The 9,427-nt window shown below is 63.9% G+C and carries 15 protein-coding genes and 1 tRNA gene; 6 read left to right on the top strand and 10 right to left on the bottom strand.

Annotation, left to right across the window (positions count from 1 at the left end; genetic code table 11):
- Positions 1-30: 30 nt before the first annotated feature.
- The gene (locus tag EDE08_RS08980) at positions 31-1,059 is read left to right on the top strand and encodes an AraC family transcriptional regulator (RefSeq protein WP_131868564.1); all 1,029 of its coding nucleotides are present in this window, start codon (positions 31-33) and stop codon (positions 1,057-1,059) included.
- A 94-nt stretch (positions 1,060-1,153) separates the two neighbouring features.
- Here EDE08_RS08980 and EDE08_RS08975 read toward each other — a convergent pair whose 3' ends face one another.
- From EDE08_RS08975 to EDE08_RS08960, 4 genes are all read right to left on the bottom strand, one after another.
- A complete protein-coding gene (locus tag EDE08_RS08975; protein ID WP_131868563.1) occupies positions 1,154-1,450 on the bottom strand; it encodes a DUF3551 domain-containing protein in 297 nt (98 codons plus the stop codon).
- A gap of 220 nt (positions 1,451-1,670) precedes the next feature.
- Entirely contained in the window at positions 1,671-2,165 is a 495-nt protein-coding gene (locus tag EDE08_RS08970) for an Lrp/AsnC family transcriptional regulator (RefSeq protein WP_131868562.1), read from the bottom strand.
- A 110-nt stretch (positions 2,166-2,275) separates the two neighbouring features.
- Complete coding sequence (locus EDE08_RS08965) at positions 2,276-2,500, bottom strand: hypothetical protein (protein WP_131868561.1); 225 nt, start codon at positions 2,498-2,500, stop codon at positions 2,276-2,278.
- Positions 2,501-2,531: 31 nt separating this feature from the next.
- Positions 2,532-2,837: an ETC complex I subunit gene (locus EDE08_RS08960; RefSeq protein ID WP_008567648.1), complete on the bottom strand. Its 306-nt coding sequence runs from the start codon at positions 2,835-2,837 to the stop codon at positions 2,532-2,534.
- A 248-nt stretch (positions 2,838-3,085) separates the two neighbouring features.
- Between EDE08_RS08960 and EDE08_RS08955 the strand changes: the two genes are divergently transcribed.
- Both EDE08_RS08955 and EDE08_RS08950 read left to right on the top strand, forming a co-directional pair.
- Entirely contained in the window at positions 3,086-4,261 is a 1,176-nt protein-coding gene (locus tag EDE08_RS08955) for an OpgC domain-containing protein (protein ID WP_131868560.1), read from the top strand.
- Positions 4,262-4,423: 162 nt separating this feature from the next.
- Complete coding sequence (locus tag EDE08_RS08950) at positions 4,424-4,849, top strand: translational machinery protein (RefSeq protein ID WP_131868559.1); 426 nt, start codon at positions 4,424-4,426, stop codon at positions 4,847-4,849.
- A 59-nt stretch (positions 4,850-4,908) separates the two neighbouring features.
- Here the strand turns inward: EDE08_RS08950 and EDE08_RS08945 are convergent, their stop codons facing one another.
- Complete coding sequence (locus tag EDE08_RS08945; RefSeq protein WP_061881492.1) at positions 4,909-5,103, bottom strand: hypothetical protein; 195 nt, start codon at positions 5,101-5,103, stop codon at positions 4,909-4,911.
- 260 nt (positions 5,104-5,363) lie between these two features.
- On the opposite strand from EDE08_RS08945, the gene EDE08_RS08940 reads away from it, so the two are divergent.
- The gene (locus EDE08_RS08940; RefSeq protein ID WP_131868558.1) at positions 5,364-5,597 is read left to right on the top strand and encodes a hypothetical protein; all 234 of its coding nucleotides are present in this window, start codon (positions 5,364-5,366) and stop codon (positions 5,595-5,597) included.
- Between the two features lie 285 nt (positions 5,598-5,882).
- Here EDE08_RS08940 and EDE08_RS39020 read toward each other — a convergent pair whose 3' ends face one another.
- Positions 5,883-6,080 carry a hypothetical protein gene (locus tag EDE08_RS39020; protein ID WP_245524741.1) on the bottom strand — a complete coding sequence of 66 codons (198 nt, stop codon included), beginning with the start codon at positions 6,078-6,080 and terminating at the stop codon, positions 5,883-5,885.
- Between EDE08_RS39020 and EDE08_RS39015 the strand changes: the two genes are divergently transcribed.
- Positions 6,079-6,597: a hypothetical protein gene (locus EDE08_RS39015; protein WP_245524740.1), complete on the top strand. Its 519-nt coding sequence runs from the start codon at positions 6,079-6,081 to the stop codon at positions 6,595-6,597. The genes EDE08_RS39020 and EDE08_RS39015 overlap by 2 nt on opposite strands.
- Before the next feature lie 29 nt (positions 6,598-6,626).
- The gene (locus EDE08_RS08930) at positions 6,627-6,788 is read left to right on the top strand and encodes an RNA-binding protein (RefSeq protein WP_245524739.1); all 162 of its coding nucleotides are present in this window, start codon (positions 6,627-6,629) and stop codon (positions 6,786-6,788) included.
- A gap of 61 nt (positions 6,789-6,849) precedes the next feature.
- Here the strand turns inward: EDE08_RS08930 and EDE08_RS08925 are convergent.
- From EDE08_RS08925 to EDE08_RS08910, 4 genes are all read right to left on the bottom strand, one after another.
- Positions 6,850-6,926: transfer RNA gene (locus EDE08_RS08925), tRNA-Pro, on the bottom strand.
- Between the two features lie 114 nt (positions 6,927-7,040).
- Positions 7,041-7,526, bottom strand: coding sequence for a DUF192 domain-containing protein (locus EDE08_RS08920; RefSeq protein ID WP_131868556.1), 486 nt, complete (start codon positions 7,524-7,526; stop codon positions 7,041-7,043).
- Positions 7,527-7,642: 116 nt separating this feature from the next.
- Positions 7,643-8,305: a cold-shock protein gene (locus EDE08_RS08915; RefSeq protein ID WP_061881880.1), complete on the bottom strand. Its 663-nt coding sequence runs from the start codon at positions 8,303-8,305 to the stop codon at positions 7,643-7,645.
- A gap of 200 nt (positions 8,306-8,505) precedes the next feature.
- Positions 8,506-9,267: an SIR2 family NAD-dependent protein deacylase gene (locus tag EDE08_RS08910; RefSeq protein WP_165935831.1), complete on the bottom strand. Its 762-nt coding sequence runs from the start codon at positions 9,265-9,267 to the stop codon at positions 8,506-8,508.
- Between the last annotated feature and the right edge of the window lie 160 nt (positions 9,268-9,427).

Raw genomic sequence — 9,427 nt, 5'->3', positions numbered from 1 at the left:
CTTGGCGAGGATTTTCAGGAGGGATTTCCGATGCCTTTTCAAGCCGCCACCGCGATCCCGCGCCGCGCCGTCACCCCCGCCGCCTTCGTCCGCGGCGTGGTCGCCGCCTATGAGCGATACGGCCGCGATCCCGCGGAGGCATTGAACCGGGGCCAGGTCGCGCCGGACCTCGTCAATTCTCCGGATGGACGGGTCACCGCTGCCCAATTCGAGGCGCTGGCGGGCCATGCCATGCGCGAGCTCGACGACGAAGCGCTCGGCTGGTTCTCGCGGCGGCTGCCTTGGGGCACCTATGGCATGCTGTGCCGTGCCTCGATCACCGCGCCGACGCTGGAGGTCGCACTCAAGCGCTGGTGCCGGCATCACCGCCTGGTCACCGAGGATGTGCTGCTCGATCTCGAGCTCGGCGACGAGACCGCGGTCGTCTCGATCCGTGAGCGACGCGACCTCGGGCCCTGCCGCGAGTTCTGCCTGGTCACGCTGTTCCGCTACGTGCTCGGCTTCTCGTGCTGGGCCGTCGATTCCCAGATCGCGCTCCGCGCGGCTGAATTCCCTTACCCCGAGCCCGGCCACGTCTCGGTCTATCCGACTATCTTCTGCCGGGCCGTCCGCTTCGATGCGAACCGCGCCAGCATCGTCTTCGACAAGCACTATCTGTCGCTGCCGCTCACGCGCAGCGCGGCCGATCTCGACAACATGCTCAAGGGCGCGTTGCGGCTGACCGTGCTGCCCTACCGGCGCGACCGGCTGCTGGTCGAGCGCGTGCGCCGCGTGCTCCGCAATGCGCGCGGGCGCATTCTCGGCGCCGAGGATGTCGCGCGCGAGCTGGCGCTGTCCACCCGCACCATGCACCGGCGCCTGCGCGAGGAGGCAACCTCGCTGCGCGATCTCAAGGAAGAGGCGAAGTTCGAGCTCGCCAAGCAGGAGCTGATGCGCGGCCGCACGCCGATCAAGCGCATCGCGGAGATCGCCGGCTTCCGCAACGAAAAGAGCTTTTCGCGCGCCTTCCGCAGCTGGACCGGGACCTCACCGCGCGAGTTTCGCGGCCGGTACCGGTGAGCGAGCGCGTGCGCTGCGTGGTCGTCACGAACTGCGGCCCCCGAGTTGGATCTCGGAGGCAGCGACATCTCTGAACCGGTCTCGACTGGCGGCGTTAGTTCGAGTTGGTCTGGCCGCCCGGCCGGAGCTTGCGCGAGTGGGTCCGCTTCGGCTGCTGGGCGAACGCGTCGTTCGAAGCCCTCGCACCGCCGCTCTGCGAGCAGGTGCCGCCGATACCGCCCGCCGCGGCACGGCACGCTTCCATCGTCGGATAGCCGCAGCCATGAGCGGCCTGCGCGCCATTGGTGATGCAGTAGTCTTCCGCCTGCGCTGCGGGTGCGGTCATCATGAGAAACGCGGATGCAAACAGCGTCGCCGCCGATGCGACGAACGTCTTCGAAATCGATGTCATGGTGTCTTTTCCTGCTTCAGGGTCCCACAAAAGAGGCCTCGGCATGCCAACACGCTGAGGGGTCGCCCCTCGCATCTAGGCGGCGCAGGGGAACCGGCAATCACGGCTCAGCGCATTGCAGGGCTTCCCAAATCACATGTCACAGTTAGGTGAGTTAATCATGTATCATTGTTCGGATTGCATGAAATTCTGGTTTGGCCGCACGGGAGCATTTCCGATCCTATCCTGCCGGCGCCGCTGCGCCGACCTCCTGCAACGGCAGCGGCACATCCTTGGCGACGCCGAGCACCGGGAAGCTGCGGACGTTCTTCACATCAGGCATCGCCGCGAAATGCAGGAGCTGCTGGCGCATGCTCTCGACGCTCGGCGCCACGCATTTGAGCAGATAGTCGGTGTCGCCCGAAATCCGCCAGCACTGCTGGATGCGCGGGATCGCTGATATCGAGCTCTCGAACGCCTCCAGCACCGGCTGGGCCTGGCTGCCGAGCTGGATCGAGACGAACGACACCACCTCATAACCGAGCCGCCGCTCGTCGATGACGGCGCGCACCGCCCGGATCACGCCGCGGCTGAACAGCGATTTCAGCCGCCGCAGACAGTTCGGCGCAGACACGCCGACGCGCAGCGCCAGCTCGTTGTTGCGCACCCGCCCGTCCTGTTGCAGCTCGGATAAGATCTTCAGATCGACGCCGTCGAGCTGGTCACGCCCCGCCATACCCCGCCTCGCCATGAGCTCGTCACGCGAGGCAGCGAAGCATGGGGCGGAATTGATGCCAAGGGCGATTCGAGGCTAGGATTTGCTTCTGCCAGGGCCCCGTAGACTGTTCAGGACCGATCGCGCAGTCCCGAATCCAGGATCGTAAAGCTTAACCGCTTGCCGAATGGCTTGCGTCGAATTTTGGCCAGCCCGCGCTCCACACAATAGGTGGCTACGGGCGATAGCCTGCGGTCGATCCTCATGAGACCGCTGTGTGCGCCCCGACGCTCGGCATTGAGCCAGCGCAAAAAGTCCATGGCCCGCGCATGCTTCTTTCGCTTGTCTCTGCTCATGGCGCGCTCCGGACAGATACTCGCCCGCCCCTCAATGCGTCCAGGGCTCTCCGCGGCGGAACGAGAAATTGTCGGCATAGGCGACCGGCCGGCGGATCGATTCCTGGGGCTCGATGACCTGGTAGGCGATGCCCTTGCGCTCGCAATAGGCGACCGCCTCTTCCTTGCTGTGGAAGCGCAGCGTGATCTGCTGCTTCATGTCGCCGGACGACGTCCAGCCCATCAGCGGCTCGACCGAGCGCGGCTGCTCCGGCTCGTAGTCGAGCTGCCATTCCTTCGTCTTGGACCGGCCGGATTGCATCGCGTTCTTGGCTGGCTTGAAAATGCGTGCGGTCATGGCTGGTCCGGGCCTCTTCGTCTTTTCGGTCGATTTCGATGCGTCACGGTGGCAGTTGGTGGAAACCTCAGGGATAGTATAGAGAAACCGATCGGGACTTGATCGGTGATTCCGGCCCCCCGGCCCCTCGCCAACGGTATAGTCATTATGCTGCACCGTGACAATTCCGTACCTGCCCTCGGCGCCGGGATTCCGCCCGGCGGCACTGCCGCATCAGCCTATCCGATCTCTTCGAGAGCTCCCGTCGCATGGCCTTCCTGAACATCAGTGCAACGCTTCCCGACAAGGGCCGCGATCTCCGGCTCGACCTGTTTCGCGGCGTCGCGAACTGGGCGATCTTTCTCGACCATATCCCCGACAACGTCGTGAACTGGATCACGACCCGCAACTACGGCTTTTCCGACGCGGCCGACCTGTTCGTCTTCATCTCCGGCTATACCGCCTCCTTCGTCTATGCGCGGATGATGCTGGAGCGCGGCTTCATCGTCGGCGCCACGCGGCTGACCAAGCGGGTCTGGCAGCTGTATGTCGCCCACATCATCCTGTTCGTGATCTATATCGCGTCGATCAGTTATCTGGCGTTGCGCTTCGGCGATTCCGAGATGATCAACGAGTTCAACGTTGCCGGCCTCGTCGACAACGCCACCGAGACGTTGCGCCAGGGCCTGTTCCTGCGCTTCAAGCCGCTCAATCTCGACGTGCTGCCCCTGTACATCGTGCTGATGGGCCTGTTTCCGCCGGTGCTCTGGTTCATGCTGCGCAAGCCCGACCTGACGATGGTCCTGTCGATCGTGCTGTGGCTGGCCGCGCGCCATTACGGCCTCAACCTGACGGCCTATCCGGCCGGTCAGTGGTACTTCAACCCCTATTGCTGGCAGGTGCTGTTCGTGTTCGGCGCCTGGTGCGCGATGGGCGGGGCCCGGCGCTCGATGACGCTGATCAATTCGCCGATCACGCTGTGGCTCTGCCTCGGCTATCTCCTGTTCGCGCTGGTCATGACCATGGCCGGCCGCTTCCCCACCCTCGGCGGCATGTTCCCGGAATGGCTGTTCTCGGCCTTCAACCCGAATGACAAGACCAACCTTGCGCCGTATCGCTTCCTCCATTTCGTGGTGATCGTGATTTTGGTGATCCGCTTCGTGCCGAAGGAGTGGCCGGGGCTGGAGTGGAGGGTATTCGATCCCTTGATCGTCTGCGGCCAGCAGTCGCTCGCCGTGTTCTGCGTCGGCGTGTTTCTGTCGTTCGTCGGCCATTTCGAGCTGTCGATGAGCTCGGGTTCGCTGCTGGCGCAGATCTTCGTCAGCGTCGCCGGCATCGCGATCATGACGACGGTGGCCTATTACATCTCGTGGTCGAAGAAGCAGGACAAGCCGCTGAAACCGCCACCGCCGAAGCCGGGGGCAGCCGCGACGACGGCGGCCTGAGCGGGCGCCGCCTTCGGAGCGCGAGGCCTCTGTTGCCCCGCTTGTCGAGCCGGCATCGAATTGACTTGGGTCAACGGAGGCAGCGCCGTCCCGCATAATGTCGCTGCGACATGCGCCGCCGCGCCGACCGCGGCGGACTCCTCTCGCACAAGGCCCGAACCCATGCCTTCTCATTTCCACGCCGTGATATGGATCGACCACTTGCAGGCCAGGATCTTTCATCTCGGCCTCGGCGGCTCCGACGAGATCACGCTGCATCCGCACCTGGCGACACGCCATCTTCATCACAAGGCCAATGCGATCGGCAGCGGCCATGCAGCTCCCGACAAGGCGTTCTACACCGAGGTGACCAAAGCCGTCGCTGATGCCGGCGAGATCCTCATCATCGGTCCGGCGAGCGCGAAGACAGAGCTTGCCGGCCACATTCGCGCAAGCGCAGCCGATCTGGCCAAGCGGATCGTCGCGGTGGAAGCGGCCGATCATCCCTCGGACGCCGAGATCGTCGCCTATGCGAAGCGTCACTTCAAAATGCCGCTGCCGCGCGTGCAGACACCGGGCTCGGCGGCAGGCGAGCGGCACTCGGGTTAGGACTGCACGGCCTCGACAGCCCGGGGCGCGACGATGTCTCGTCCCGGTCTCACCGCGCTTCAGGCCGCCTCTTCGCCGTCGAACTCGGTGAACTTCTTGTAGATCCAGTCGCGGCCGTCGCGGCGGCGCCAGACCTTGCCGACCACGAACTGCCCATTGATGGAGCGGCGCGGCACGATCACTGTCCAGAGGTGCCAGATATCGGTCCAGCTCGACTGCGGACCAATGGTCTTGAGATTGCGATCAAGAGACATGTGGCGGAACTCGCTGGCGCAGAACTCAACCGATGGGCGCCGCGGCGAACCGTGACCTGTGGTCGCACGGATCGAAGGCCGCCCATCGCGAGCCGGGACAGACCTGATAGCAGCCGCCCGGATGGCCGCAACAAACGCTCGCCTTTAACCTAACCGATCAACCTTACTTCTTGGGATGAAGCGGCACGACCGGTTGTAAGCCGGCGCCGGGTTTTCTAGACTGCACGCGATTTGAGAACGAACGCTGTTTCAGACGCACGTTGATTTTCCAGCTGACGTCGAACTTTGAAAACGACCGGACGTTTGGAAATCATCGACGTGCCGGGATGACGATCATGAAACTGCAATGCGCATCTCTGCGCCTCGCGCTGCGAATGATGCCGCCAGCATCAGTGGTGAAGACGCCGCCGCAGGAGCGGCCGAACGCCGCCAACGACAACGAGGCGATCTGGCCGTTGGTGCCGTTTCCACCCGGCTGGCACGCGTCGAGTTGATCGGCCCGGCCGGAAAAGCGCAACGCCGCGCAAGCGGAATATCATCGCTTGGCGGCGTCCGTTTAGACATTGGGCGCTGAAATCCCCAACACCCATATGTCTGTTGCAACAACCAAAGGTTCGATGAATCTTTGGCAATTCCGCGCGCGCGGCCCCTCACCAATCCCTTGAGAAATCGCGCAGAAGTCGTGTGGCGCAGACTATGAGCGCAAGGGCTTCAAGGGACTGGGACAGACCACTCGCAAACGACTCACGCGCAATATGCCGCCTGCCCTGCCTCGGCGATCAAGCCGACTGGGACGTGGCGCTGGCGCTGGAGGCGCTGCCGGACGCGTTCTGGGCATTCGTCGCGAGCGCGCCTTGCGCGTTGTAGGTCTGCCCGGACGAATTGCCTTGACTGCCTTGCATGCTCGCGGAGGTCTCGACCTCTGTGGTGCCGTCGGAATAGGTGATGGTGGTGGTGGTTGCGCCGTCGATAGTCATGGAGACCTCGCTGACGATGGTCTTGGCCGAGCCGCCGCCCGATCCCGAGCTTCCACTCGCCGATTGCGAGGACGATTCCGACGAGGTCGATGAGGCGGCGTCCGTCGACGAAGCCGCCAACGTTGAGGATGCCGCAGGCGACGACGCCGTTGCGGTCGAAGCGGACGTCGTTACGGCCGCGGTGGTGGATGCAATCGCGCTGATCGACATGGAGACCTCGCTCGAAAGAGACCTCGGGCACGGCGCCTGTTGCGCGCCAGATCCTCCCTTCAACGCACACATCCCGCAAAGCACGCGCTGCGCTGCGAAAAAAAAGCGGCCCGGCAGACATTTTACGGGTTCGGCCGGAGTAACCAAACGCAGCACCGTGCGCTGCAGGTATTCCCGTCCATCGCGAGGCGTCCGTGAATATCAACGATCCGCGTGCGCCCGCCATGAACGGACGGTCATCCCATCTCACGTCCGTGTGAGCAGAAGCGCGACCGGTGAATTTCTGCGAGCGAGCCGAGACCAATGATGAGCAGGCCGCATGGCCAAGGGGGAGCAGTGAGCCAGATCGATACGACCGAGAAGCTATCCGACGTCCAGGAGACCGGAATCTCGCTGTTGCCGCTCTGCGGACTTGGCGTGGCGGGAATTGCAATGCTGGGCTGGATCTGCGCCCTCGCCTGGGGCGCCTGGCGGGTTGTTGACTGGCTGCTGTTCTGAGCGGAGTTACGGTTACGGTCGCAGTTCTGCGATCCCACGCCCCTGCGAGCCTTCTCGGGACTGGTCGGGGCAGCTGGATTCGAACCAACGACCTGCAGTACCCAAAACTGCCGCGCTACCAGGCTGCGCTATACCCCGAATGTCCGGCGAGCCCCGTCGATACACGCTTCCCAAGGCGCCAGCAAGCTTCCAGAAGGCGCCAGCAAGCTTCCAAAAGACCCCGGCAAGGCCGGGCAATCGCCTCGCCCGCCCCTATTTGCTGCCGAACAGGGGGTGGCCGACGCGGTCACCGGGGCGGATGCCGTACTTCTGCGCCGTTCCTGCCACCACCTCCAGCACGGCCCGGGCCGGGCCTCGGGACGAGATGATCTTGGTCGACAGCGGCTCGGTGTTCTCGGCGATGCGCAGGATGCGGCCGTCGGCGCGGATGAAGATCATGTCGAGCGACACATACGTGTTCTTCATCCACATCGACACTTCCTGCTCGGGATTGAAGTCGAACAGCATGCCTTTGCCGTCCGCCAATTCCTTGCGATACATCAGGCCGGTCTGCTTCTCCTCCTCGGTCGTCGCCATTTCCACCGAGAAAACCTGCACGCCGTTCTTGGTGACGATCTCGAGCGGCTGGAAGCTGGCGGCGCCGACGGGCGCGCTGGTGACGACACAGCCGATGATGACGAGGATGGCGGCAAGCCAGCCCTGCGCAGCGGACCGGGCGGCCTTTCGATCAGAATTCATGGGGCTCTCGAGGCGTGGGGGACTGGGCAAGTCCTTACGCGGCGGCCATCGGAAAGGAAAGAGGCGCGCCGGCCAGCCGGCACGCCCCTGCTCACGATCGCGAGAATTGGTGGTGTTCAGTGCGACTGCAATCCCGGCGATCCGGTCTCGGGATGGATCTCGGCCGCCATCATGCCCTTGGAGCCGGGCCCGAAACGGACCAGGACGTACTGGCCCGGCCTGAGTTCAGTCATGCCGAAGCGGCGCAGGGTCTCCATGTGCACGAAAATGTCGGGTGTGCCCTCGCCGCAGGTCAGGAAGCCGAAGCCGCGCAGCCGGTTGAACCATTTGACCTGGGCCCGTTCCAGCCCGCTGGTCGGAGTGACCGTGACATGGGTGCGCGGCGGCAGCATCTGCGCCGGATGGATCGCGGTCGACTCGTCCATCGAGACCACGCGGAAGGCCTGGTAGCCTTTGGTGCGCTGAATGCACTCGACGACGATGCGGGCGCCTTCATAAGCGGTCTGGAAACCGTCGCGCCTGAGCACGGTGACGTGCAGGAGCACGTCCGGCCATCCATTGTCGGGAACGATGAAGCCGTAGCCTTTGGAGGCATCGAACCATTTGATGACGCCATGGACCTCGACGAGATTGGCGCTGGCCTCACCGAGCCCGCTGAAGGGGCTGAGCCCGCTATCGCGGCCGGCACCGCCGTGCTCGCCCGGCGTCATCCGCCCGGGCGATACTCCCTGCCCGGGAACTCCAAGCTTCTTGGACTCAAATCCGTCCGACGACCCCATAACCCCGGACCCCACAGTGCCATGCCATCCGCCACATTGGCGGCGCTCGAATCACGCGTCCTTTGAAAATGTTCTCAACTCGACGCGACGCGAATCTTCCGACTCAAAAGATAACACTCTCGGTTGAGAGGCATAGACAAAAAAGAGATTCGCCGGAACCTATGAACAGCTTGCATCGCAGCGAATCAAATTGGTTCGTCTCAATTGCCGACAAAGGGCCCGAGCGTTTCGCCGATGTCGTGGTGGATGACGAGATCGGCGATGTCGTCCTGCTCGGTCGGCTCGCGATTGATGATGACCAGACGTGCACCAGTGCGCTTGGCTATCATGGGAAAGCCCGCGGCCGGCCACACCACGAGCGAGGAACCGATCGCGATGAAGAGGTCGCAGGCCTGCGACAGCGCGGTCGCGCGCTGCATTTCGTCGTCCGGCATCATCTGGCCGAAGGAGATCGTGGCGGTTTTCACCGGCTCGTCGCATGCCGTGCAATTGGGCGCCGCGCCATCGTCGTCGAAACGGCGCCTCACCCAGTCGAGCGGATAGGCCTGCCCACATCCGATGCAGCGCGCATAAGTGGTATTTCCGTGAAGCTCAACCACGTGCTCGCTGGCGAAGCCCGAGGCCTGATGCAGATTGTCGATGTTCTGGGTGATGACGGCGGGAACCTTGCCGGCGCGGTAGAGCGAGGCCAGCGCGCGATGGCCGCGGCCGGGCTTCGCTGCGGCAAACACCTCCTCCATCGCGAAGCGGCGGCGCCAGGATTCGTTGCGCGCCTCCGGGCTCGCGACGAACTCGTCGAACGGGATCGGACGGTTGCGCGTCCAAATTCCGCCCGGTGAGCGGAAGTCGGGAATGCCGCATTCGGTCGAGATGCCGGCGCCGGTGAACGGCACGATGGTCCTGGCCTCGGCGATCATGTCGCCGAGCCGCTCGACGCCGCTCTGAAGATCCGATGCGATCAATCGCGCCTCCCGACTCGTTTGGCCTGACAGCAATATGCACAAGCGACAAGATCGCTGACGTACTTATCAAGCGCGAACGCAACGCGCTCGGCAACTTTTTCTTCCGGTCTTCGCTTATCACAATCCTGCAATGCCTCCTCCCCATTGACGCCCCATTCAG

Origin of the sequence: Bradyrhizobium sp. R2.2-H (genome assembly GCF_004346455.1) — a bacterium.
GTDB lineage: Bacteria > Pseudomonadota > Alphaproteobacteria > Rhizobiales > Xanthobacteraceae > Bradyrhizobium > Bradyrhizobium diversitatis.
Note: the sequence above shows the minus strand (reverse complement) of the source record. Positions and strands in the feature narration are given on the sequence as shown.

What these genes read in the sequence shown, in the direction of transcription:
- EDE08_RS08980 (WP_131868564.1), top strand. Translation starts at nt 31, where the DNA reads ATGCCTTTTCAAGCCGCCACCGCGATCCCGCGCCGCGCCGTCACCCCC.
- EDE08_RS08975 (WP_131868563.1), bottom strand. Translation starts at nt 1,450, where the DNA reads ATGACATCGATTTCGAAGACGTTCGTCGCATCGGCGGCGACGCTGTTT.
- EDE08_RS08970 (WP_131868562.1), bottom strand. Translation starts at nt 2,165, where the DNA reads ATGGCGGGGCGTGACCAGCTCGACGGCGTCGATCTGAAGATCTTATCC.
- EDE08_RS08965 (WP_131868561.1), bottom strand. Translation starts at nt 2,500, where the DNA reads ATGAGCAGAGACAAGCGAAAGAAGCATGCGCGGGCCATGGACTTTTTG.
- EDE08_RS08960 (WP_008567648.1), bottom strand. Translation starts at nt 2,837, where the DNA reads ATGACCGCACGCATTTTCAAGCCAGCCAAGAACGCGATGCAATCCGGC.
- EDE08_RS08955 (WP_131868560.1), top strand. Translation starts at nt 3,086, where the DNA reads ATGGCCTTCCTGAACATCAGTGCAACGCTTCCCGACAAGGGCCGCGAT.
- EDE08_RS08950 (WP_131868559.1), top strand. Translation starts at nt 4,424, where the DNA reads ATGCCTTCTCATTTCCACGCCGTGATATGGATCGACCACTTGCAGGCC.
- EDE08_RS08945 (WP_061881492.1), bottom strand. Translation starts at nt 5,103, where the DNA reads ATGTCTCTTGATCGCAATCTCAAGACCATTGGTCCGCAGTCGAGCTGG.
- EDE08_RS39015 (WP_245524740.1), top strand. Translation starts at nt 6,079, where the DNA reads ATGGAGACCTCGCTGACGATGGTCTTGGCCGAGCCGCCGCCCGATCCC.
- EDE08_RS39020 (WP_245524741.1), bottom strand. Translation starts at nt 6,080, where the DNA reads ATGACTATCGACGGCGCAACCACCACCACCATCACCTATTCCGACGGC.
- EDE08_RS08920 (WP_131868556.1), bottom strand. Translation starts at nt 7,526, where the DNA reads ATGAATTCTGATCGAAAGGCCGCCCGGTCCGCTGCGCAGGGCTGGCTT.
- EDE08_RS08915 (WP_061881880.1), bottom strand. Translation starts at nt 8,305, where the DNA reads ATGGGGTCGTCGGACGGATTTGAGTCCAAGAAGCTTGGAGTTCCCGGG.